At 42.7% G+C, this 23,317-nt stretch carries 20 protein-coding genes and 1 other annotated feature; of the genes, 6 read left to right on the top strand and 14 right to left on the bottom strand.

The annotated features are described in order from the left end of the window. Positions 1-48: 48 nt before the first annotated feature. The 6 genes from mbcS to refZ form a co-directional block, all read right to left on the bottom strand. Positions 49-1,632, bottom strand: coding sequence for an acyl-CoA synthetase MbcS (gene mbcS, locus AC6HZ4_RS23475; protein ID WP_497492253.1), 1,584 nt, complete (start codon positions 1,630-1,632; stop codon positions 49-51). Positions 1,633-2,026: 394 nt separating this feature from the next. Further along, positions 2,027-2,224, bottom strand: coding sequence for an alpha/beta-type small acid-soluble spore protein (locus tag AC6HZ4_RS23480; protein ID WP_497492254.1), 198 nt, complete (start codon positions 2,222-2,224; stop codon positions 2,027-2,029). An 80-nt stretch (positions 2,225-2,304) separates the two neighbouring features. Further along, entirely contained in the window at positions 2,305-3,516 is a 1,212-nt protein-coding gene (gene thiI, locus AC6HZ4_RS23485) for a tRNA uracil 4-sulfurtransferase ThiI (protein WP_497492255.1), read from the bottom strand. Positions 3,517-3,520: 4 nt separating this feature from the next. Continuing rightward, positions 3,521-4,660, bottom strand: coding sequence for a cysteine desulfurase family protein (locus AC6HZ4_RS23490; protein ID WP_497492256.1), 1,140 nt, complete (start codon positions 4,658-4,660; stop codon positions 3,521-3,523). 331 nt (positions 4,661-4,991) lie between these two features. Continuing rightward, entirely contained in the window at positions 4,992-6,692 is a 1,701-nt protein-coding gene (gene ezrA / locus AC6HZ4_RS23495; protein WP_497492258.1) for a septation ring formation regulator EzrA, read from the bottom strand. A 356-nt stretch (positions 6,693-7,048) separates the two neighbouring features. After that, positions 7,049-7,687: a forespore capture DNA-binding protein RefZ gene (gene refZ, locus AC6HZ4_RS23500; protein WP_497492259.1), complete on the bottom strand. Its 639-nt coding sequence runs from the start codon at positions 7,685-7,687 to the stop codon at positions 7,049-7,051. Positions 7,688-7,835: 148 nt separating this feature from the next. Here refZ and AC6HZ4_RS23505 point away from each other — a divergent pair, with 148 nt between their 5' ends. After that, the gene (locus tag AC6HZ4_RS23505; protein WP_497492260.1) at positions 7,836-8,315 is read left to right on the top strand and encodes a GAF domain-containing protein; all 480 of its coding nucleotides are present in this window, start codon (positions 7,836-7,838) and stop codon (positions 8,313-8,315) included. A gap of 309 nt (positions 8,316-8,624) precedes the next feature. Beyond that, entirely contained in the window at positions 8,625-9,227 is a 603-nt protein-coding gene (gene rpsD, locus AC6HZ4_RS23510) for a 30S ribosomal protein S4 (RefSeq protein WP_497492261.1), read from the top strand. A gap of 397 nt (positions 9,228-9,624) precedes the next feature. Here the strand turns inward: rpsD and AC6HZ4_RS23515 are convergent, their stop codons facing one another. The 3 genes from AC6HZ4_RS23515 to acsA all read right to left on the bottom strand — a co-directional run bounded on the left by AC6HZ4_RS23515 (position 9,625) and on the right by acsA (position 13,940). Further along, a complete protein-coding gene (locus tag AC6HZ4_RS23515; RefSeq protein WP_497492262.1) occupies positions 9,625-10,386 on the bottom strand; it encodes a mechanosensitive ion channel family protein in 762 nt (253 codons plus the stop codon). Positions 10,387-10,443: 57 nt separating this feature from the next. Continuing rightward, complete coding sequence (gene tyrS / locus AC6HZ4_RS23520; protein ID WP_497492263.1) at positions 10,444-11,700, bottom strand: tyrosine--tRNA ligase; 1,257 nt, start codon at positions 11,698-11,700, stop codon at positions 10,444-10,446. A 175-nt stretch (positions 11,701-11,875) separates the two neighbouring features. Then, positions 11,876-12,101: a binding site (T-box leader), on the bottom strand. A gap of 120 nt (positions 12,102-12,221) precedes the next feature. Further along, positions 12,222-13,940 (bottom strand): acetate--CoA ligase, encoded by a 1,719-nt coding sequence (gene acsA / locus AC6HZ4_RS23525; protein ID WP_497492264.1) that lies wholly within the window; start codon positions 13,938-13,940, stop codon positions 12,222-12,224. Positions 13,941-14,174: 234 nt separating this feature from the next. Between acsA and AC6HZ4_RS23530 the strand changes: the two genes are divergently transcribed. From AC6HZ4_RS23530 to AC6HZ4_RS23540, 3 genes are read left to right on the top strand one after another with little or no spacing between them, the layout of a single operon-like run. Beyond that, positions 14,175-14,807 carry a GNAT family N-acetyltransferase gene (locus tag AC6HZ4_RS23530; RefSeq protein WP_497492265.1) on the top strand — a complete coding sequence of 211 codons (633 nt, stop codon included), beginning with the start codon at positions 14,175-14,177 and terminating at the stop codon, positions 14,805-14,807. 11 nt (positions 14,808-14,818) lie between these two features. Then, positions 14,819-15,463, top strand: coding sequence for an acetoin utilization AcuB family protein (locus tag AC6HZ4_RS23535; RefSeq protein ID WP_497492266.1), 645 nt, complete (start codon positions 14,819-14,821; stop codon positions 15,461-15,463). Beyond that, a complete protein-coding gene (locus AC6HZ4_RS23540; protein ID WP_497492267.1) occupies positions 15,433-16,629 on the top strand; it encodes an acetoin utilization protein AcuC in 1,197 nt (398 codons plus the stop codon). Before AC6HZ4_RS23535 ends, AC6HZ4_RS23540 begins: the two co-directional genes overlap by 31 nt. A 119-nt stretch (positions 16,630-16,748) precedes the next feature. On the opposite strand, the gene ccpA is transcribed toward AC6HZ4_RS23540, so the two are convergent. The 4 genes from ccpA to AC6HZ4_RS23560 all read right to left on the bottom strand — a co-directional run bounded on the left by ccpA (position 16,749) and on the right by AC6HZ4_RS23560 (position 20,300). After that, on the bottom strand, positions 16,749-17,753 hold the full coding sequence (ccpA, locus tag AC6HZ4_RS23545) for a catabolite control protein A (protein WP_497492268.1): 1,005 nt from the start codon (positions 17,751-17,753) through the stop codon (positions 16,749-16,751). A 401-nt stretch (positions 17,754-18,154) separates the two neighbouring features. Beyond that, positions 18,155-19,237: a bifunctional 3-deoxy-7-phosphoheptulonate synthase/chorismate mutase gene (locus AC6HZ4_RS23550; protein WP_497492269.1), complete on the bottom strand. Its 1,083-nt coding sequence runs from the start codon at positions 19,235-19,237 to the stop codon at positions 18,155-18,157. Positions 19,238-19,453: 216 nt separating this feature from the next. Beyond that, the gene (ytxJ, locus tag AC6HZ4_RS23555) at positions 19,454-19,786 is read right to left on the bottom strand and encodes a bacillithiol system redox-active protein YtxJ (protein WP_497492270.1); all 333 of its coding nucleotides are present in this window, start codon (positions 19,784-19,786) and stop codon (positions 19,454-19,456) included. Between the two features lies 1 nt (position 19,787). Then, positions 19,788-20,300 (bottom strand): DUF948 domain-containing protein, encoded by a 513-nt coding sequence (locus tag AC6HZ4_RS23560; protein ID WP_497492271.1) that lies wholly within the window; start codon positions 20,298-20,300, stop codon positions 19,788-19,790. Positions 20,301-20,463: 163 nt separating this feature from the next. On the opposite strand from AC6HZ4_RS23560, the gene AC6HZ4_RS23565 reads away from it, so the two are divergent. Beyond that, positions 20,464-21,579 carry an aminopeptidase gene (locus tag AC6HZ4_RS23565; protein ID WP_497492272.1) on the top strand — a complete coding sequence of 372 codons (1,116 nt, stop codon included), beginning with the start codon at positions 20,464-20,466 and terminating at the stop codon, positions 21,577-21,579. A gap of 201 nt (positions 21,580-21,780) precedes the next feature. Here AC6HZ4_RS23565 and murC read toward each other — a convergent pair whose 3' ends face one another. Further along, positions 21,781-23,085, bottom strand: coding sequence for a UDP-N-acetylmuramate--L-alanine ligase (gene murC, locus AC6HZ4_RS23570; RefSeq protein ID WP_497492273.1), 1,305 nt, complete (start codon positions 23,083-23,085; stop codon positions 21,781-21,783). Positions 23,086-23,317: the final 232 nt, after the last annotated feature.

Consider the following 23,317-nt stretch of genomic DNA (forward strand, 5'->3'; position numbering starts at 1 on the left):
ATGAAAATACGCGAGAAAACAGAAATAACCTTGTTTTCTCGCGTATTTTTAGTTAGACGATAGCTCCTGTTCACGCTGCCGTAATTCTACACGTCGAATTTTCCCAGATGCTGTTTTTGGAAGCTCGCTGACGAACTCTATTTTACGCGGATATTTATACGGTGCCGTAAATGTTTTCACATGCTTCTGCAAAAGGGGAATCAGAGCTGCATCTTCCTCTACTCCATCCTGCAATACAACAAACGCTTTTACAACATTTCCCCGTATTTCATCAGGACTCGCTACTACCGCACATTCCTTCACGTATGGGTGCTTTACAAGCGCATCTTCTACTTCAAACGGTCCAATCGTATAGCCGGAACTGATAATGATATCATCGCTTCTTCCCTCAAACCAGAAATAACCATCTTCATCCTGCCTTGCTCTGTCACCCGTTACATAGTAGTCTCCTCTAAATTGTTGCTCCGTACGTTCAGGGTCCTTGTAATACTTTTGGAATAGGGCTGGTGTACTAATATGAACCGCAATGTCTCCTACTTTACCAGCTCCCAGAGGATTGCCACTTTCATCAATAATATGCACGGTATTGCCGGGAGTCGGTTTGCCCATAGAGCCTGGTTTGATATCCATTCCCTTCATTACGCCAACAAGCAGGGTATTTTCTGTCTGGCCATAGCCGTCACGCACCGTAACGTTAAAATAACGCCGGAATGTATCGATTACCTCGCGATTTAACGGCTCTCCAGCCGAAACAGCGCTATGAAGCGCGGATAAATTATATTGCTCTAAGTTCTCCACCTTCGCCATCAAACGATATTCTGTCGGTGTGCAGCAAAGCACTTGAATTCCATAATCACTTAACAGCTGCAGGTACGTACGCGGCTCAAATTTCCCATGATAGACAAAACCCGTTGCACCGGAGCCCAGCGTCGCTAAAAACGGGCTCCAAATCCACTTTTGCCAACCAGGACCTGCTGTTGCCCATACGAGGTCCCCTTCTCTAATACCAAGCCAATTCGGAGCACTTGTACGCAAATGTGCATAAGCCCAGCCGTGCGTATGCACAACACCCTTTGGATTGCCGGTTGTGCCGGATGTATAGGATAAAAACGCCATATCATCACGCTTTGTCGGCGCGGCCTCAAGCACGTCACTTTCCGTTTGTAGTCGTTCTGTTAGGTTTATCCATCTATCAATAGCTACGTCGCTAATCACAAATCTTCTCAGCGAATCGATGGCATTAATTCCATCAAACTGGTCGACATAGGGAGCATAGCTGACAATTGCTTTTACATCCCCATGACTGATTCTATATTCAATATCTTTTTTACGAAGCATTTCCGAGCTTGGAATCACGACTAAGCCCATTTTAATAGCACCAAGATATATCATGTACGCTTCGAGGATCCTCGGCACCATAATCAGCACCTTATCTCCCTGCTGCAGACCTTCACGCAAGAAGGCATTCCCAATTTTATTTGCACCTCTTATAAGCTGCTCATATGTAATTTCTCGTTTGTCGCCGCTTTCGTTTTGCCAAATAAGCGCAAGCTTCTCTTTATCTGCAGCATAGCGCTCCATCTCCTGCACAAGATTATAAGACTCCGGTGCAATTAACTCTTCACGATTCATTTTTGTTCCTCCTCCATCCCGGTACTCCTCTTACTTATAATAAAGAATTTACAGTATGTTTTGAACGTTTTTTCATCGGACAAATTTGTTTATTTTTTGACTAGTGGGCAACAATAGTAGAGGTTTTCCGACAGCACTTGTCCGTATTACTATACATTACATGAAAAAAATCCTCTATTTCCGCGCTTTATTTATGTCGGCATTGTTTTAAAGAAAACTCGCCGATTGGCGAGCCGTCAGGCGAAGACAAAGGCGTAGCTGCACTTACACTTTATTCCTAAAGTTTCCTACTACGTCGAATTAGCTCCTAGCTGGAAACTTATACTTTCTTAAAAGTGGAATAATAAAAGAGAGCGGGGGAGAAGTCCCGCTCTCAAAGCCAAGTTATATGTGATTATCTGCTAAAACCGCCTAATTGTTGCTCAGCCATTGCGACTAGACGCTTTGTAATCTCACCGCCGACAGAACCGTTAGCACGAGATGTAGAATCAGCGCCAAGCTGTACGCCAAACTCTTGTGCAATTTCATATTTCATTTGGTCTAATGCAGATTCAGCGCCTGCAACTAGCAATTGGTTGTTGTTGTTTGCCATGTGTATTTCACCTCCTTGTGAGTATAGAGTGTGAAGAAACACATAGCTTCATACAAAAAACATATTGGTAATTTATGGTTTTAAAAGAGCTCTTTAAATTCCTCGGCCACCTTATCCTCTGCTGCCTGTATTAGTATTGTTTCTGTTTGCGCGATTGCTTCCTGCAATAATGGTTCAAAATCCTCAAACCCTTCAAATCGGTTTGCTTTCTCGCGTTTCGGCTTCGTAGAAGGATTCGGCGGCGTAAAGATTGTGCAGCAGTCCTCATAAGGAAGAATCGAAATATTGTACGTGCCAATATGATTTGCAATCTTCATAATTTCCAGCTTATCCATTGTAATAAGCGGACGAAGGATTGGATAATTTGTAACCTCATTAATCGTATGCATACTATCAAGCGTTTGGCTTGCCACCTGCCCAAGACTCTCTCCTGTCACTAACGCCAGTGCACCACGCTGCTCCGCAATACGCTCTGCAATACGCAGCATCATCCGTCTCATGACTGTCATCGTATAGCTATCAGGAATTTGCTTATGAATAGCCTTTTGCACTTCCGTAAAAGGAACAACATGCACGCTAATTCTTCTGCAGTACTTCGTCAACTCCTGTGTCAAATCGATGACCTTTTGCTTTGCTCGTTCGCTTGTAAACGGCGGACTATGAAAATGAATCGCCTCAAGCGTAACACCGCGCCTCATCGCCAAATATCCTGCTACCGGGCTATCAATGCCCCCTGATAATAGAAGCATGACTTTACCGCCGACACCGACCGGCAGGCCGCCTGCCCCCATTCTTTCCTCGCACATAATATACGTAAAATCAGGACGAACCTCTACGCGCACATTTACATCAGGGGAATGAACATCCACTGTAATATTGTCCGTATTTTGTAAAATATATCCGCCGATTTCACGGTTCAATTCATTAGTTTGCAGCGGAAACTGTTTATACGCACGGTGCACAGACACTTTAAAAGTGCGTACTTCCTTTTTAACTTCTAAGAATGCGGCAAGAGCACCCTGTTTCATTGCCTCAAGCTCTGTTTCCACCTTTAAGGATAGACTAAATGAGTGAATGCCAAACACATCCTTCAGCCGCTCTGCAATTGCTTCATGGTCCTCTCCGTTCAATTGAATGTACATCCGGTCCCGCGTTGCCTCATACTGCAAATTTGTAAACTTCTTAAGTCTATATTTAATATTTTCCTTTAGAATACTAACAAATTTCGAACGATTTTTCCCTTTTGTCGTCATTTCTCCGCCATAGCGAATTAATAAATAATCATACTTCATTTCTTTACCTCGTCACTTCATATAGTTTTGGAATTACTTCTCGTACAATCTGTTGAAACTGCTGAATTTCAGTCATGGTATTTTCTGTGGATAAACTAATCCGAATCGCGCTTTCTGCCGCTTCACGGCCTCTTCCCATCTCAAGCAAAACATGGCTCACTTCCTTTGCTTTTGATGAACAAGCAGACTTTGTCGATACAAATACATCCCGCTCCTCAAGCGCATGCACGACCACCTCAGGCTTTAGACCAAGAAAGGAAATATTCACAATATGCGGCGCTGAAACGCTGGGCGTATTCAATACAACATTCGGCATGCCGCTAAAAAAAGAAATCAATGCACTCTTCATTTCACCCACATGCCGTATTTTATCCTCCTGCTTTTCAAGCGTCATGCGCAACGCCTTTGCCATCGCAACAATACCAGGCAAATTCTCCGTTCCAGAGCGATACTGGTTCTCCTGCTGTCCGCCTGATAAAATCGGATCTAGCATCACGCCCTCTCTCACATATAAAATGCCCGTTCCCTTTACTCCGTGGAATTTATGCCCGGAAATGGTGCAAAGGTCGACGTTTGCCTCATAAAAGGAAAGAGGTACTTTTCCAACTCCTTGCACATGATCCGTATGAAAGCGCACCTTTGGGTATTTGCGCAGCAGCCTGCCGATTTCAGCAATTGGCTGTACAGCGCCTGTTTCATTATTGACATGTATAATCGACACAAGAATTGTATCTTGACGCAATGCCTGCTGAATGCCTTGGACCGAAACAACTCCATTTTCATCAACAGGTACATATGTTACTTCAAAACCGAGCATCTCTAATTGCTTAAACGCCTCCGATACAGATGCGTGCTCTACAGGCGTCGTAATAATATGACGTCCGCGGGAACGAAGTGCAATCGCAGTCCCTTTAATAGCCAGATTGTTTCCCTCTGTTCCGCCAGATGTAAAGACAATTTCTGTATGCTTTACGCCAAGTAATCCAGCGATAACAGAGCGCGATTGCGATAACAACCGCTCTGCTTCACTCCCAAGCGAATGAAGGGAGGACGGATTGCCGAAGTAGTTTCGCGCAACTGTTATATAAGACTGCAGCACATCATCATATGGCTTCGTCGTAGCACTATTATCTAAATAAATCATCGAAGCTTCCCCCTAATTGAGTTTACATGCTGCGTGCAACATCTCTTAATGTTTTCTGTTCATATGGTTACACACGCACCAGCTATATGCTTTTGTAAGAACAGATCATTCTGCCCTGCCTTACATTTAGTTTTGGTTGCCCTTCAAAAGGGCATACATGAGAGACTAGAAAAGCCGCCATAGAAGCTAGACATCCTGCACAAAGCTGCCTTATCCAGCCAAAAACAAAAGGAGGTGATCCGTTTGAATCACCTCGCGAACTAGACCGTCATGTAAAATCCTGTGATAAAGGATCTCCATGATGGTCTATTTCACATACCCTTTTTGTATATTACTCCGTTTTGATGAACTCCTCAATCTTTCGAACCACGCCCGGCTCCAATTCCTCAAGCAGCGCAGCAGCCTGCTCAAGCGATGCTTCATATTCAAATTGTCGAAAGCGTTTCTCTGCCTGCTCTAATCCCTCAGCAATACGAGCATCCTGGCTTCGGTATCGATTTCCATATTGTATCACCTTTTCGACCAGGTATGCCTTTTCAATGAGTGCGGCTGTGTCAGCATGAGTACTATTCACAAGAGAAAGCGCCTCCTCCAAAGCCCCATTCACTGCCTTCATATTCAGCGGCTTGTGCTCTAGCTGCTCATATACCCTCTGCATAGAAAGCTGCGCCTGCTGCACACCGCCTAAAAAATGCTCTGGCAAGCCCGGAAGATTCGAGCGCTGCAAAAGGCGTTTCGTTTCCATCATCGTGCTTCGCATCTGTTGCAGCGCTTCACGCGCCTGAAACTCCTCTTTTCGCAGCGTTTGCAGCATTTCCTTATAATGCTGGTGCGTACGCTTCACCGCCTCTACTTGATCGTGAATATCCTCGATTTCCTCACGAATGACAGAAAATGCAATATCCTGCTTTGCAATCCGAAGATGCAGTGCATCATATCGTTTTAATAACATATTGACCTGCTTTTCAATATATTTTTGTATTTCTACGTCTTTATCACTTAATTCGTAGCTTTGCTTTACAAACTGTGTTTCTTCCTTCGTCTCTGCTGCTTTTTCGCGTACATCCTCCAGCATATCGATCAAAATATACGATTCCTTCTCGACATAATGCCTGGACGTAACCTCCGCCTCCAATTGGTCGTATAATGCATCCAGCTTTTCCTTTAAAAAGGCGATACGCTCCTGAACTTTCGCAATTTCCACATTCTGAAGGTCTGCAATGCACTGCTGCAGCTCTTGTCTCAGTTCCTGTACTTCCCTCGGGATTTCGAGATGCTCTAGCGCATAGCCTTGCCTGCTCATTTCTTCATATCCACTTAGCAAGTCATCCAATTGCCCAGGAAGAGCTGACTGACATTCAACCTGTAAATCTGGAATTTCAGCGATTAAAAACTGTAAATACGAAACACTTTGCTCCAAGCTGAGCACAATGTCGCGCGCCTCCAAATAATTCCCTTTGCTGGTCTCTTCTTCAAAGGTTTGAAACTGCTGCAGCGCTTCATCTAACAGCTGCTCTAGCTTGTATTCTGCCAGACTGAACATATGACGATATGCAAGCACATTTTTTTTCATTTCCCGATATGTATGGCGAAGCTGTTCGATTTGGCTGTTATTTTTCTGTTGGCTTTCAAGCAGGTTATGCAGCTCATGTAAAATCTCATCCGTCCGATGATTCGCATCCTCTAGCGCCACAATCGCTTCATTGAGCGCAGCACGACCTTTTCTAAAGGAAAACTGAGCTGCATGACCCTCAGCCTTTTGCAGCTTTCGTTCCGCCTCAGGGATAGTTACGGCCAAAATCTCATCCCAATCGTGGCGCCACTTTTCAAAAAATTCCTCTGTTTGCCCAGTTATATTTAAATCTTTTACCTTTTTCAGTTCATCGGCTATCGGCTTATCTTTCAGTTTTTGCTTATACTGCTTCCACTCTTGTAAATCTTTATATAAACGATTTCTTATCACGAGCTCTATCATAAGCAGTATAAGGATAAAGCTCACTACAATGATAATGATCGTCAGGATAGAACCCATCCATTTTCCTCCCCTTTTTGCTCTTATCTCTTGTATGAGGATTTCCTTAACTATTTATCAAAATCTATTTAAATATCATAAAAACGACCCTGTCGTGCAATATTCGTTCTCTTTTAAAATAAGGGGCGTTTCTTGTCTATATGTATCACTATTTGAAAAATGTCAATGTATTAATGATACCATGTTATATACTGTTTTTGACCTCATTTTTTATATTTTTTTCAGGATCTATATTTAGCTTTACAAGCATGATCATTCATTTCTTAAATGGCTTTAGAGTAGTAACTCTCTAAAGGATATAAAAAGGAGCCGAATGTAAAAGCTGCAAGCGGCTTTTACATTGGCCCCTTCCCTTGTCAAAACTGAGCAGCTGCAGGCATTGGCGCTATTGACGGCTTGTACAGTGCGTGAGCTAACCAGCTCTCTACCTCCTTTGCGTAACGATCTGCAAAATAGGACTCCGACGGAAGCGCGTACAATACCTCTGCAATATACTGTGCATTTAAATACGGACTTTGCAGCATTCCTTTTAACTGCACCATAAATACAGGAAACGAAACTTTTTGAAATTCTCCTTGTTGAATCCCCTTGTGAATAATCGTTTGCAAGTAATATTTTTCCCTTACCAAATACGTTGTCATAATTTCTCGAATCAGCATGCTATCTAAAGAAATTTCACGATAAAAAAAGCGGGTGAGCTGATGGTGATTTGACTGGTAATGAAGAATTTGGCGTATAATGACAAGCAGCATCTCCTTCGGTGATAAACCATCCTGCGTAAACGCATTCTCTAAAATCCGAATATACTCTTCCAAAAAGCTGGTAACCACATATTCCAATAGCCCTTGCTTTCCCGAAAAATAGTAGGAGATATTTGCTGCGTTCACATTCGCTTCCTTGGCAATGTCTCTTACCGTTGTGCCATCATAGCCTTTCGTATTGAACAACGTAATCGCCGCATCAATAATCTTCTTCTTCGTATTTGTCTGTGTCACGTCAATTCACCCTTTCGTCGACACTCTCTGCATTCTAAGTTCTTGACTTTTAAGACAAATTCCTTTAACTTTCTATCGACAAAGTTAAGGCAAAACACACATCTTTTGCCAAGACTCTACACTTTCTATGACGAAAGGAGGCATTTTTATGTTTCATACAGAGACATACAGCGGATCACGCGAAAAAGATTATGACACAGTGATTCGACAATTAGAGGCACTAACTGAAGGAGAAACGAACGCAGTAGCTAATATGGCCAATGCGTCTGCTCTCTTACATCAATTTCTTCAAGATATTAATTGGGTCGGCTTTTATGTAACAGAAGGCAATGAGCTCGTACTCGGGCCTTTCCAAGGCCTCCCCGCTTGCGTACGCATTCCATTTGGCAAAGGTGTATGCGGAACGGCGGCAGCAACGAAAACAACGCAGCTCGTACCAGACGTACATCAATTTCCTGGTCATATTGCGTGTGACGCAGCTTCGAATTCCGAAATTGTCGTGCCGCTAATCAAAGACGGTGAATTGATCGGTGTACTCGATATCGACAGCCCTAGTAAAAACCGTTTTGACGAACTTGATCAAAAGTACTTGGAGAAATTCGCGGAATCATTAGTAAAGAATCTATAACAGTGCTGCTGCAACCTATTGTTATAGCACCTGCAAAAACACGCTTATTTCTCCTGAAATTTCCTTTTTCAAAAGACAAGGAAATCACCTTGACTCTAGCTGTAGAAAAGGATATAATAGCGTTTGTGTAAAATAAAAAGGCAGCCTTTGAGAATATATTTATGTTTGTATTTTATTCCTCCAAGGAGGTGTATCGTGTAACTCCCTGCTGCTGGAGCGATGGTACATGAAAATAAAATACGCATAAACGGAAGTCTCACGTCTGTTTTTATTTTACGTAAAATAAAAACATTGAAGGAGGAGCTATTCATGGCTCGTTACACAGGTCCATCTTGGAAACTTTCTCGCCGTCTTGGAATCTCTCTAAGCGGAACAGGTAAAGAATTAGAAAAACGCCCTTACGCACCAGGTCCACACGGTCCAGGTCAACGTAAAAAATTGTCCGAATATGGTTTACAATTACAAGAGAAGCAAAAGCTTCGCCATATGTACGGCGTAAATGAGCGTCAATTCCGCCGCACATTTGACATTGCTGGAAAAATGTCTGGTAAGCACGGTGAAAACTTCATGATTCTTCTTGAATCCCGTTTGGACAACCTAGTTTACCGTATGGGTCTTGCTCGCACTCGTCGTGCAGCTCGCCAATTGGTAAACCATGGCCACGTTACTGTTGACGGTGCTCGCGTAGACATCCCGTCTTTCCGCGTAAAGCCAGGTCAAACAATCGGCCTACGTGAAAAATCTCTTAACTTAGCTGTTGTTAAGGAAGCTTTAGAAGTAAACAACTTCGTTCCTGAATACCTAGCTTTCAACGCTGACAAGCTAGAAGCTACATTCACTCGCTTACCAGAGCGTTCTGAATTACCAGCTGAAATCAACGAAGCATTAATCGTAGAGTTCTACTCTCGTTAATAACAAAAATACCGACACCTGTGTGTCGGTATTTTTTATTTTAAAGAAAACTCGCCGACTGGCGAGCCGTTAGGCGAAGCAAAGGCGTAGCTGCACTTACACTTTGTTCCTAAAATTTCCTGCTGCTTCGAATTCGCTTCTAGCTGGAAATTTATACTTTCTTAAAGTGTAAAATAGCCTTAGCAGCAAATCAGCAAAGGCAACTAAATACCTTCTCTTTTTTATTCAGATATTTAGTTGCCTTTATCTATTATTTTAGTATAGAAATGGAACGAGAAACGGTGCAACAATGGATGTGAAAATGGAGGCAATCCCCATTGCAACGCTTTCCCTCAAGTGGAAGACTTTCTCCACAGTCTGAGAACAAGCCGATGCAACTGCATCGGCTTGTTCTCAATCAGGATATTCCTCCTTGCTTAGCAAGTGATTCCCCTTCTTTCATTGCGGTCTCCCCTTGCTTTTCCACCACCTCATTCCCTTTTTGAGGCGCTTCTGCCCCCTTCTCTACTGATTCAAGCGGCTTAATAGGTGCCTGAGCCGGCGCAGGCTGTGCGGGAGGTGCAGATGGTGCTGCAGGAGTTGTCGAAGCAGCGCTATCCTTCTCTAGCTCTTTTCCGCCCAACGTATAATTTGCCACTTTTGTAATTGTGCTGTTTGGAAAGAAATAAATCTCACCATCCAAAGCCTTCATTTTTGTCGTTCGCAATCCAACTTCTTCAATTGTACCGCCAATGTCATTTACCTTTACTTGATCTCCAACAGAAAACTGATCCTCGAAAATAATAAAGAAACCCGTTACAATGTCCTTCACTAAATTTTGTGCACCAAAACCAATCGCAAGCCCAGCAATACTGACCCCTGCTAGCAATGCTGTAATATTGATGCCAAGAGCTTCGATTGCAGTCATAATCGCGATGAAATAAGTGACATAGGTAAGGATATTTTGACAAAGCTTAACAAGTGTCGCTTCCCGCCGCTCACTTTGACGTAATGGCCCTTTTAAACGAAGCTTAAACATTTTCTCTACAGCGATGTTGGCAAAATATAAAAAAATACGGGCCGCAGCAAAAATAAAGATAATCTTCACAATTGTCCCGCCAACCGCTACGAGCTTATTTGGATTGAATACGTACTCTTGAAACCAATGCTGTATGTTCATCCTTCTCTCCCCTCTAATAATAAAAGGCGTAAGAAAAAACTTACGCCTCCATTATTCTTAGTACTTAATCAAGAAATATTTCTTTTTACCGCGGCGAATGATTGTAAATTGTCCTTCAATGCGGTCTGCAGCAGTAATCATGCGGTTTACATCCTGCTCACGCACTCCGTTTACCGATACAGCACCGTTCGATACATCCTCACGGGCCTGACGCTTAGAGGATACAATTTTACTCGCAACAAGCAAATCGACTAAAGAGATCTCTTCCCCTGTATGCTCGTAAGATGGAACATCCTTAAAGCCCTGCTGAATTTCCTCCGCTGTAAGCTCTGCAACAGAGCCGCTGAATAGCGCTGCTGAAATTTTGATCGCTTGCTCTAGTGCTGCTTTACCATGCACAAGCTTCGTCATCTCTGCTGCTAATGCTTTTTGTGCCGCACGCTGCTCTGGCGCTTCCTGCGTTTGCTTTTCTAGTTCATTAATTTCGTCATGGGACAGGAATGTAAAGTATTTTAAGTATTTTACAACGTCACGGTCGTCGGTATTAATCCAAAATTGGTAGAACTCATATGGCGTTGTTTTCTCTGCATCAAGCCAAATCGCTCCGCCTTCTGTTTTACCAAATTTCGTGCCGTCTGATTTTGTCACAAGGGGCACTGTTAAACCAAATACCTTTGCATCTTCCTCTGATTTACGGATTAATTCCATACCAGCTGTAATATTGCCCCATTGATCACTGCCGCCAACCTGCAGTCTGCATCCATGTGTTTGGTATAAATTTAAAAAGTCATATGATTGTAAAATCATGTAACTAAACTCTGTAAAGGAAATACCTGTTTCTAGACGAGCAGATACAGATTCCTTCGCAAGCATATAGTTTAATCCAAAGTTTTTCCCGATATCGCGCAGGAACGTAATCACGTCAAGCTTGCCAATCCAATCATAGTTGTTGGCAACAATTGCTGGATTTTCTTCTTTTTCAAAATCTAAGAAACGGGATAGCTGTTCTTTAATACGTTGACTAAACATTGCTACTGTTTCTTTTTCATTTAGCTGACGCTCCGCCTTCTTCCCACTCGGGTCACCAATTAAACCCGTGCCGCCGCCGACAAGCGCAATCGGCTGATGTCCAGCTTGCTGAAAGCGGCGCAAAATAAGAATTGGCAGCATATGGCCGATATGCAGGCTGTCTGCTGTCGGGTCAAAACCGCAATATAGCTTTACCACTTCTTTATTTAATAGCTCGCGCAATCCTTCTGCATCTGTTTGCTGGTTAATCAGTCCCCGAAACTCCAAATCCTGTAAAATATCCATTATCTTCTCTCCTCCATTCAAATAAAGAAAACTTGGCTGGCGCAAACCTTGTAAAGGTTTGGGATAGCCCAGTTGCACTTATACTTTATCCTTAAAAATTTCCCGCTGCGTCTCATGGTTTCCTAGCTGGAAATTTATAATTTCTTAAAGTATAAAAAAATCGCCCCTTCTGAAAAGAAGGGACGATTGAATATATAATCGCGGTACCACCCTAGTTGTGACATGTTGTCACCGCCTCATTTCGATAACGGCTCGTGCCGTCCTTCCCCTTTTGAGTAACACTCAATCGAAGAAGAATGCTCCAGGGTGTAATTCGTAATCATTTATGTGCTGATTCACACCAACCATCAGCTCTCTGTAACAGGGAAATGATTGCTACTAGATCCTTTCAACGCGCAAATATTCATGATTTACTTATTTTATACCATTGATAACGGTATCATGTCAAATACAGCTTTCTAATTAATATAAGAAAAGCCAAGTCGAATAAGGCATTCAGACTTGGCTCGTTCACAGTACTATTAGTCTTCTAGCGTGGAGAGGTCACCTGTTGGCAGGTTTAGCTCCCAAGCCTTCAAGACGCGGCGCATAATTTTACCGCTGCGCGTTTTTGGCAGCTTGTCGCGGAATTCGATTTGACGCGGAGCCGCGTGAGCAGCCAGGCCCTTCTTCACGAACAAACGAATGTCCTCGATGAGCTCCTCAGAAGGCTTATAGCCTGCGCGAAGCGCGATGAACGCTTTAATAATTTCACCGCGAACCGGATCAGGAATGCCGATAACCCCCGCTTCCGCAACAGCTGGATGCTCAACAAGCTTACTTTCAACTTCAAACGGACCTACCCGTTCTCCGGCTGTCATAATAACATCGTCGATACGACCTTGGAACCAGAAATATCCATCTTCATCCATATAAGCAGAATCACCCGATACGTACCAGTCGCCTGGCATGAAGTATGATTCATATTTCGCCGGGTTGTTCCAGACAGCACGCATCATGGACGGCCAACCGCTCTTAATCGCAAGATTGCCCATTGTATACGGAGGCACTTCCTTGCCTTCATTATCGACAATGGCAGCTCGTACACCTGGAATCGGCTTACCCATGGAGCCTGGACGAATTTCCATACACGGATAGTTACAAATTACTTGTGCACCCGTTTCTGTCATCCACCACGTGTCATGAATGCGCAGACCGAATACTCTAACCCCCCAACGTACAACCTCAGGGTTTAGCGGCTCACCTACACTCAAAATATGACGAAGAGCAGATAGATCATATTTTTTAATAACATCTTCGCCGGCACCCATTAACATGCGGAATGCTGTCGGTGCACTATACCATACGGTCACGCCGTATTCCTGCAGCGTCTCATACCATGCGTCAGGGCTGAAACGTCCGCCTAAAATAACATTAGATGTTCCTGTTAACCAAGGACCGAAAATACCATAAGACGTTCCTGTTACCCAGCCCGGGTCAGCGGTACACCAGTATACATCATCTTCTTTTAAATCAAGAACCCATTTTGCAGTTTGATAATGTTGAATCATTGCGTTCTGTACATGAAGAACTCCCTTCGGCTTTCCGGTGGATCCAGATGTATAATGAAGGATTAAACCGTCTTCACGGCTGAGCCATGTGATGTCGAGCTTTTTAGAGGCTTGTTCGAATAGTGGATTGAACGCGGTAATTTTGCCGCCTTCTTCTATGTTGTCACCTATAACAAATACTGTTTTTAATGCGGGAAGATCATTAAGCGGAACACGTGAAAGCAGCTCTGGTGTCGTAACAAGCACCTTTGCTTCACTATCCTCTAAACGGTCGCGTACAGCCGACTCCATGAAGGCTTCAAATAAGGGACCTACAATTGCACCTAGCTTAAGCGCGCCAAGCACTGTAAAATATAATTCCGGAGAACGAGGCATAAAAATAAAGACGCGGTCGCCTTTTTCAATCTCACCGTAAGCTTTCAACACGTTTCCGGCCTTATTGGACTGCTCCATCATTTCTTTAAATGTGTATTTTTCTTTACGTTCAGCATCTTGATAATAAAGGGCAACCTTATTTTTCAGGTGGGATTTAGCGTGCTTATCAATTGCTTCATAGGCCATATTCACTTGTCCCGTTTCGTACCAGGAAAAATTCTTTTCTGCTTCTGCCCAGTCAAAGCTGCTGTACGTTTCTTCATAACTAAGTAGATTACTATCTCTCTTCATTACAGGAAGCGCTTCCACTTTCATTTTTAAATCCCCCTTCGTTATAGAATCTAATGCCTATTATAATATAAACTATTTCAAATTTTCAGCATTTTTTACAAAATTTTATATTTTTTTTACAAAAATCCGACTCAATTCAGAATATTGTACATAATTCTGACGATATTTCCAGTTCACTTCAATGCTGTTTTGCGCTACTATGAAAATGAGCATATATTCAGATTGCTTGTTTCCTCTCCAAAAAGGCGGTGAGACTAATTGATTCACAACAAGGTGTATCATTCACAAACATTAAAGACCCCCAAAGGAACCCTCATGATAGAAGGACCGGTACCTGTTCCTGCTTTAGAAAATTATGAATTTCACGAGGACCTAAAGGCTTTTCGGCCTGCACATCAGCAGCATCAAGCCATCATTGAAATTTCACAGCTTCCGGAAGCACGCGTTACTATCGCACGGCATGAGCATACGATTGTAGGATATGTCACATATTTATATCCTGATCCGCTCGAACGCTGGTCAGAATCAAACATGGACAATTTAATAGAACTCGGAGCCATTGAAGTGATCCCGGAGTTCCGCGGATTTCATGTCGGTCAAAACATGCTTCAAGTCTCAATGATGGACGATAACATGGAGGACTACATCATCATCACAACGGAATATTATTGGCACTGGGACTTAAAAGGAACCGGCTTAAATGTTTGGGAATACAGAAAAGTGATGGAAAAAATGATGAACGCCGGCGGACTCATCTGGATGGCAACAGATGATCCAGAAATTTGTTCGCATCCGGCTAATTGCCTCATGGTGCGGGTCGGAAAACGCATCGATCAACAGACTATGCAAAAGTTTGACAGAATTCGTTTTCAAAATCGCTTTATGTACTAAGGGGGAAATCTATGATCGTCGAAGAGATTATGAATGCAAAGGCTGCAACGCTCCGCCCGACGGATACGATTGCAACAGCACTGAGAATATTGGCAGCAAGAGGCATCCGTCATATTACAATTGTAAATGGAAATCTTGAGGTTGTCGGCATTATCTCCGACCGTGATGTTCGGGATGCTTGTCCTTCCATTCTAGACCAAAACGTATCAATGGAGGCTCTGCAGCAGCCTATTGAACGCATTATGACGAGACATGTAATTACATGTCACCCGCTTGATTTCGTAGAAGAAATTGCTAACGTGATGTATGAGAACAAAATCGGCTGCCTGCCAGTGACAAAGGAGGGCAAGCTTGTCGGTATTTTAACAGAGCCGACTGTTTTTCATAAGCTTGTTGAGTTAACAGGCGCCCATCAGCCAGGCTCGCAAATTGAAGTAAAAGTGAAAAATGAACCAGGAATTCTTGGCAAGGTAGTGACTGTATTTAGCTCGTTTGGCATTAATATCGTCAGTGTGCTTGTATATCCGGATAAGGACCCCGATCATAAAGTATTAGTATTTCGTATTCAAACCATGAACCCCCTAAAGGTGATTGAACATTTGCGTAAGGAAGGCTACCAGGTACTGTGGCCAAATTTAGCGGGGATGCCGTCATGAAGAACATCTTTATTTATTCCGATGCGTTTCAGAGCTATCGATTTAGCTCTGAACACCCATTTAATCAATTACGTGTAAAGCTTTCCTACGATTTGCTGCAAAAAGGGGGATTCATTCATGAAGAGCAAGTTGTCGCGCCGCGTATCGCGACTGATGAGGAGATTACTCTGATTCATGATCAAAAATATATAGATGCAGTAAAAAAAGCGGGGGAAGGGAAACTCGACAAGCAAACAGCCCTGCAATATGGACTCGGCACCGATGATGTTCCCATGTTTGCAGGCATGCATGAAGCGAGTGCATTGTTAGTGGGCGGAACGTTAACAGCAGTTGATTGCGTATTAGAGGGAAAAGCAGAGCACGCCTTAAATTTAGGCGGAGGGCTGCATCACGGCTTTCACGATAGGGCCTCTGGCTTCTGTATTTATAATGACAGCTCTATCGCGATTAAGTATATACAAAAGAAATATGGATTACGCGTGATGTATATTGATACGGATGCCCATCACGGCGATGGTGTGCAATCGGCATTTTACGATGATCCAAATGTGTGCACTGTATCCATTCACGAAACAGGACGATACTTATTTCCAGGAACAGGGGCCATCAATGAACGAGGGCAAGGTGCAGGCTATGGGTATACCTTCAACGTTCCCTTGGATGCGTTTACAGAGGATGAATCCTTCCTTTACACATATCGTGCTTTAATTCGGGAAGTAGCGGCATACTTTAAGCCAGACGTCATTCTAACGCAAAACGGTGCAGACTCCCATTACTATGACCCTCTCACCCATCTTTGCTCTACCATTAACATCTATCGGGAGATTCCGAAAGTTGCTCATGAAATTGCGCACGAATACTGCAACGGACGTTGGATTGCAGTAGGGGGCGGCGGCTACGACATCTGGCGTGTTGTACCGCGTGCATGGTCGCTCATTTGGCTTGAAATGAATCATATGCGTAATGCTGCATCAGGACTTTTGCCGCTTGAGTGGATTGAAGCATGGGAAAAGCAAGCACCTGTACCGCTTGCTCTGCATTGGGAAGACCCGGAGAATATGTACAAGCCTATTCCACGCAAAAAGGAGATTGAAGAAAAAAATTATATTTCTTTAACAAAATGTCTCGAGCCTATCCGAACAAACATGAAAAATATCATTATGTAGCTAAAAAAGCGGATGCAGTTCACTGAACTGCATCCGCTTTTTTTACAAGATAAGAAAGGTAACTTTTTACGGGAACGCTGTCTCCTTCAGGAGCAGGCAAACCTTGTCCGCTTTTCGTATTATTCTTCCTTTGTAGAGTTACGGAACTGAATGCGGTGCGGCAAGATTACAGTATGATCCCCTACCGATTCCTTGTTCATATATTTAGTAAGCAAACGCATCGCAACCGCACCGATATCATACATCGGCTGTACGACAGTTGTTAATTGCGGACGAACCATCGTTGCGAGACGTGTATTATCAAAACCAATTACTTCTAACTCGCTAGGAATATGAACACCTTGATCCTGCGCTGCATGAATGACACCAAGCGCCATTTCATCTGAAGATACAAACACAGCCGTCGGCTTATTTGCAAGCTCTGCCATTTTTTCGTATGCCTCCATGCCGGAGTCATATGTGTAATCTCCTTCTGCCACAAGTGCTTCATCATAAGGAATACCTGCCTCTGAAAGCGCCTTTTGGTACCCAATCTGCTTTTTATGATTTACAGCCGCCTCTGCATACGGGCCGGAAACGAAGCCAATTCGAGTATGTCCTTTATCAAGAAGGTACTTGATCGCATCATAAGCAGCCTGCTCGTAATCAATATTTACGGATGGCGTGGTGTTTTCAGCATCAAATGAAGCAGCAAGTACGATAGGCACTGGTGATTTTTCAAACTCTTCAACATGGTCCCTTGTTATGTTTTCACCCATAAATACGATACCGTCCACTTGCTTGCCAAGCATCGTATTTAATAAATGCATCTCTTTCTCCTTATTTTGGTCAGAGTTACTTAAAATAATGTTATATTTATACATCGTTGCGATATCTTCAATCCCGCGTGCCAGCTCGGCATAAAAAATATTAGAAATATCGGGGATAATTACACCAACAGTTGTCGTTCTCTTACTCGCAAGTCCCCTTGCTACCGCATTTGGACGGTATCCAAGACGTTCAATCGCTTCAAGTACTTTCTTTCTGGTTGTAGGCTTCACATTCGGGTTGCCGTTTACAACACGTGAAACAGTTGCCATAGATACATTTGCTTCGCGTGCTACATCATATATTGTAACATTCATCGGGTCATACGCTCCTTTTATAAAATCACTCTATGTAAAATCGTTCTTTATCCGTTTACATAATGAGATGCATAGGTATATGTAAAACAATATTATACATCCATTTTTAATCATACGACACAAATACTTATTCAGACAATATTTTCCCTCAAATGTACAAAAAAATTCTCGAATATCGTGTAAAAAGCATAAAAAATGACAAAAGCAGTCGTTATTTTTTGTACAAATTCACCAAAAAGAGGATGTCCAGTCTTTATAAAAACATGAACATTTCAAGTATATAAGATTTTATTCTAACAAAAAAGCCAGGGGAGTGATTGAATGACACTCAACCCCCTAGCTTTTGTAGAAGAATAAGAAAGTATTGCTGTTTGGAGCGTTTTCCAATCGGCAAGTTTTCTTTATGATTGTAAATTTACATTTTTGAACGCCTTTAGCTCATTCATAAACGAATGGAACTCTGGGATATTCATTTGTTGGGCAGAATCAGACAACGCCACAGCCGGATCTGGATGAACCTCTGCCATGACAGCATCCGCACCGATTGCAATTGCTGCCTTTGCTGTTGGAAGCAGCAAGTCCCTGCGTCCTGTTGAGTGTGTTACATCGACTACAACCGGTAAATGTGTTTCCTTTTTCAAAATCGGTACAGCAGAAATATCAAGCGTGTTTCGCGTTGCCCGCTCATATGTACGAATGCCGCGTTCACAAAGAATAATTTCACCGTTGCCCTGCGCAATAATATACTCAGCTGCGTAAATAAACTCTTCAATCGTAGCAGCAAGACCGCGTTTTAGTAAAATTGGTTTCTTCACAGCACCAGCTGCTCTCAGTAAATCAAAATTTTGCATATTACGTGCACCAATTTGGATCACATCTACATAATCAAGTGCCATTTCAATGTCATTTGGATTTAAAATTTCACTCACGATGGCAAGACCGCATTCATCGCCGACCTGACGAAGAATTTTCAAGCCCTCCACGCCTAAGCCTTGAAAATCATATGGAGATGTACGAGGCTTGAAGGCACCGCCTCGCATGAGCTTTAACCCCTGCTTCTGCATCGCCTGTCCAACGGTCTTTACCTGCTCATAGCTTTCCACCGCGCATGGCCCCATAATGAAATGAACCTGACCATCACCAATTTTCTCTCCGTTGATTTCAACAACTGTATCCTCCGGCTTTTTCTTACGCGAAACAAGAAGCGCCTTTCGATTGTCGTCCTCCTGCAGCTCAAGACTCATTTGGAAAATTTGCTTAAAAATATGCTGAAGTGTGGATGTTTCAAATGGCCCATTATTATTCTCTGAAATCATATCGAGCATTTTACGCTCGCGTACAGGGTCAAACCGCTTCACACCTTGTACTTCTCTTAGTTTATTAATTTCCTGTACAATCTGTCCGCGATCATTTAACAGCTTTAAAATCTTTAAATTGATTTCATCCACTTGCAAGCGTAACGTTTCCAAATTTTTTGATGACAAGGTAAAGACCCCCTTCAAAAATGGTATACCAAACATTATGAATTGCTGTTCTTACCTAGCACAATAGGAAATCGCTTTCTTCAGCCTCTTGTGTATATGATAATGCGGTACTATATTCAACATATGGAGGTTCCATTTTTTATTTAATACCATAAACACGCGGTTCGTCAATGCATTTTTCTAAAAATTCAAAATTTTATTATCCCAAATGCTTTTTCAAGTAGCAGAAACGTGCTCTTGTAAGGATTGCTTCGTAATTTTCCAATGAGATTCATGCCATACCGCTTTGCCGTCTTGAATGTACAGCACTTGCGGTGACTCATGGCGAATACCAAAGCGCTCCGCAATATGATTAGAAACATCTCTAGCTTCCTGTACGTATAAATAAAAGGCAGGAACCTCCGCATACTCTTCTCTATACGCTTGAAATTCCTGAAATGCGCCTTGACTAATAGGACAAGTAAGGCTGTGCTTAAATATAATACATGCTGGATTTGCCTCAATGGCTTGCTCTAATTGTTCGTTTGTTTCTAGCTTTTCTGCTTTCATACTATTCACCCCGTACCCGCACCGGAAGCTTTTCCTGCTTGCGCTCCCGCTGCTCCTCCTTTTCAAATTTTCGTTTTCGGAGACGGTCGTATATCTCTATCGCTGCCGTGCTCCACTGCATGACCTGCGCGACCTTATCTGCGTTTTGCTCCACTTGATGTGCAACAGAGTTCGTCGCTTGAGTCAGCTTACCATTAATAGAATCAATTGTTGTGCCAATGCCTTCCACTGACTTTACTACTTTATTCAGTGACTGAGATTTTTGCTGAATGTCTTCAGCTAATGCGTTTGTTTTGTGAAGCAGCTGCTCTGTTTCATATGTAACACCCTGTAACTGCTTTTCCAACGCAGCTGTTGTACGCGCAAGACTCAGCAATGTCCTCCGCAATGCAACGAGCGTATTGCCAAGATACGCCGCAAGCACCGCAAATGCAATAGCTGCGATGAGCGCACTTACATATAAAATAATTTCCATACCGTTCACCCCTTTGATCCTATTATTAGTATTATACAACTATTTCTGTTGCTATTCTAATCTTCTCATAAGATAGAACGAAACGATACAGACATTCCACAGTTCATTTCATTTTTTTGGAAAATAACTAGCATCTTAGTAAACAAACAAGAAAAAGTGGGTTACAATAATTTTGATATTTTGATTTAGGAGGGATGCAAATATGAAAGATCCACGCATTGATACATTGGCAAACAACCTCATTCATTATTCCGTAAAACTAAAAAAGGGTGAAAAAATTTTAATTGAAAACTTCGGGCTCGAGCGCGAGCTTGTCAATGCGCTTATCAAGGAAGCCTACGCAGCAGGCGGTTATCCGTTTGTATCCTTAAAGGATCAGCAGGTAAATCGAGCATTAATGCTAGGTGCCTCAGAGGAGCATTTTTCACAAATTGCAGACTTTGAAGCAGAAGTCATGAGAAATATGGATGCTTACATCGGACTTCGCTCCGGCAGCAACGTCAATGAGTTAGCAGATGTACCAAGCGATAAAATGAAGATTTACAACCAAACAATCGGACAAAAAGTCCATCGTGATATTCGTGTCCCGAAAACAAGATGGGTTGTTCTTCGCTATCCGACATCTTCCATGGCACAGCTCGCAAAAATGAGTACCGAAGCATTTGAAGACTTCTACTTCGACGTATGCAACCTAGACTACAGCAAAATGAACAAGGCGATGGACGGACTTGTCGAGCTGATGAATCGTACAAACAAAGTACAGATTACGGGTCCTGGTACCGATTTAACTTTCTCCATTCAAGACATCCCAGCTATTAAATGTGCGGGTGAAATGAATATTCCGGACGGTGAGGTATTTACAGCTCCAGTAAAGACTTCCGTAAATGGAACTATTACATATAACACGCCGTCTCCTTATAATGGCTACACATTTGAAAACGTAAAGCTTACTTTTAAAGACGGTAAAATCGTAGAAGCAACAGCAAATGATACTTCACGAATTAATGAAATTTTTGATACAGATGAAGGTGCACGCTTTATAGGTGAATTTGCTATCGGTGTCAACCCTTACATTCTACATCCAATGGGCGATATTTTATTTGATGAAAAAATTGACGGCAGTTTCCACTTCACGCCAGGTCAAGCATATGAAGAGGCCTACAATGGCAATAACTCCAACATCCACTGGGATTTAGTTTGCATTCAGCGTCCGGAATATGGGGGCGGTGAAATATACTTCGATGATGTGCTTATTCGAAAAAACGGGCGTTTTGTAATTGCCGAGCTAGAAGCACTAAATCCGGAGAACCTAAAATAAGAAAAGCGGGCGCGGTCCGCCTTTGTCCCTGCAGTAAAACCACCCCCAAACAAAATGGGCAGTTCGACGGCGTTTATCCACAGCAGACTTCCATTTTCACCGCGGAAGGGGGCCGGATGCTGAAATCAGGTAGTATCCTAAACGTTTATGCTTTCTTATCTTGAAATAAAAAAGAGACGGAATTTTTCCGCCTCTTTTTTATTACTTCACTTCGACTGCCTTCTCATAGGCTTTTTGAAACTTCTGAATATCCCCTGCGCCCATAAAAATCAACACAGCATCTTGGTGTTTCTTCAACATATCTGTTGTCATGACGCTAATAAGCTCCGAGCCATCAATCTTTTGCTGTAAGTCACGAATGGACAGCTCTCCTTGATTTTCACGTGCAGAACCGAAAATATCACATAAATAGACTTGATCTGCTTTTTGTAAGCTTGCAGCAAACTCATCTAGAAACTTTTTCGTACGCGTAAATGTATGCGGCTGGAACACTGCAACAATTTCACGATTTGGGTACTTTTGCCTTGCAGCTTCAATCGTAGCATTAATTTCTGTAGGGTGATGGGCGTAGTCATCAATGATAATTTGTGTACCCGACTTCTTCTCGCTAAAGCGGCGCTTCACGCCGCCAAAGGTTGTTAGCTGCTCCTTCACAATATCTATATCGATATTTTCATAATGACATAGCGCAATAACCGCGAGTGCGTTCAGTACACTATGGTTGCCGTATCCTGTAATCTGAAATGTTCCGTAGTGCGTATTTCGCACAAACACATCAAAGCGAGTTCCGTCTGTTCCTTTTTGGATATTGCGGGCTTGAAAATCGTTATGCTCGTCAAAGCCGTAGAAGATGACAGGTACCTTGGCTTGAATTTGCTGCAGCTGCTCATCGTCACCACAGGCGATAATCCCTTTGTTCACTTGCAGCGCCATCTGCTGGAACGCACTGAACACATCGTTAATATCCGCAAAATAATCCGGATGATCAAAATCGATATTCGTCATAATCGCATAATCTGGGTGATACGACAAAAAGTGTCTTCGATATTCACATGCTTCAAACACAAAATATTTGCTGTCTTCTACGCCTTTTCCCGTTCCGTCACCGATTAAATACGACGTTGGATATGCTCCCTGCATTACATGGGAAAGCAGACCGGTCGTGGATGTTTTACCATGTGCACCGGAAACGGCAACGCTCGTATAGCGGCCCATGAAATCACCAAGGAAATGATGATAGCGGTAAATCGGCAAATCCAGCTCCTTCGCGCGTTCAATTTCTTCATGTGTATCCGGGAACGCATTACCAGCAATAATGACTTGCCCTTCTTGAATGTTATTTTTATCAAAAGGTAAAATTGCGATTCCGCGTTTTTCAAGCTCCGTTTGCGTGAAAAAGTGCTTTTCCACATCAGATCCTTGGACGGCATAGTTCATATCATGCAGGATTTGCGCCAACGCGCTCATACCTGTTCCTTTGATGCCTACAAAGTGATAAACTGTCATTTTAAAGAACCTCCAACATCTATAACTAATACAACGGCCTATCTGTAAGACAGTATATGATTGTGTTTTCGTTTTTGGGAATGACAATGAAAATTCTTCCTGTATTGTTATTTCGAAACGTGAAACAAACACATAACATAGCCATTATAGATAATTCCCCAAGCTGCATAGAATAAAGAAACACTGATGCAACCGGTTATTCGGCCGAGAAAAACATAACTGCTTCTTAACG

This window comes from Ectobacillus sp. OTK (genome assembly GCF_059698935.1).

Bases quoted from the DNA above. Each gene is read 5' to 3' on its own strand.
- mbcS (WP_497492253.1), bottom strand. From the start codon at position 1,632: ATGAATCGTGAAGAGTTAATTGCACCGGAGTCTTATAATCTTGTGCAG.
- AC6HZ4_RS23480 (WP_497492254.1), bottom strand. From the start codon at position 2,224: ATGGCAAACAACAACAACCAATTGCTAGTTGCAGGCGCTGAATCTGCA.
- thiI (WP_497492255.1), bottom strand. From the start codon at position 3,516: ATGAAGTATGATTATTTATTAATTCGCTATGGCGGAGAAATGACGACA.
- AC6HZ4_RS23490 (WP_497492256.1), bottom strand. From the start codon at position 4,660: ATGATTTATTTAGATAATAGTGCTACGACGAAGCCATATGATGATGTG.
- ezrA (WP_497492258.1), bottom strand. From the start codon at position 6,692: ATGGGTTCTATCCTGACGATCATTATCATTGTAGTGAGCTTTATCCTT.
- AC6HZ4_RS23505 (WP_497492260.1), top strand. From the start codon at position 7,836: ATGTTTCATACAGAGACATACAGCGGATCACGCGAAAAAGATTATGAC.
- rpsD (WP_497492261.1), top strand. From the start codon at position 8,625: ATGGCTCGTTACACAGGTCCATCTTGGAAACTTTCTCGCCGTCTTGGA.
- AC6HZ4_RS23515 (WP_497492262.1), bottom strand. From the start codon at position 10,386: ATGAACATACAGCATTGGTTTCAAGAGTACGTATTCAATCCAAATAAG.
- tyrS (WP_497492263.1), bottom strand. From the start codon at position 11,700: ATGGATATTTTACAGGATTTGGAGTTTCGGGGACTGATTAACCAGCAA.
- acsA (WP_497492264.1), bottom strand. From the start codon at position 13,940: ATGAAAGTGGAAGCGCTTCCTGTAATGAAGAGAGATAGTAATCTACTT.
- AC6HZ4_RS23535 (WP_497492266.1), top strand. From the start codon at position 14,819: ATGATCGTCGAAGAGATTATGAATGCAAAGGCTGCAACGCTCCGCCCG.
- ccpA (WP_497492268.1), bottom strand. From the start codon at position 17,753: ATGAATGTTACAATATATGATGTAGCACGCGAAGCAAATGTATCTATG.
- ytxJ (WP_497492270.1), bottom strand. From the start codon at position 19,786: ATGAAAGCAGAAAAGCTAGAAACAAACGAACAATTAGAGCAAGCCATT.
- AC6HZ4_RS23565 (WP_497492272.1), top strand. From the start codon at position 20,464: ATGAAAGATCCACGCATTGATACATTGGCAAACAACCTCATTCATTAT.
- murC (WP_497492273.1), bottom strand. From the start codon at position 23,085: ATGACAGTTTATCACTTTGTAGGCATCAAAGGAACAGGTATGAGCGCG.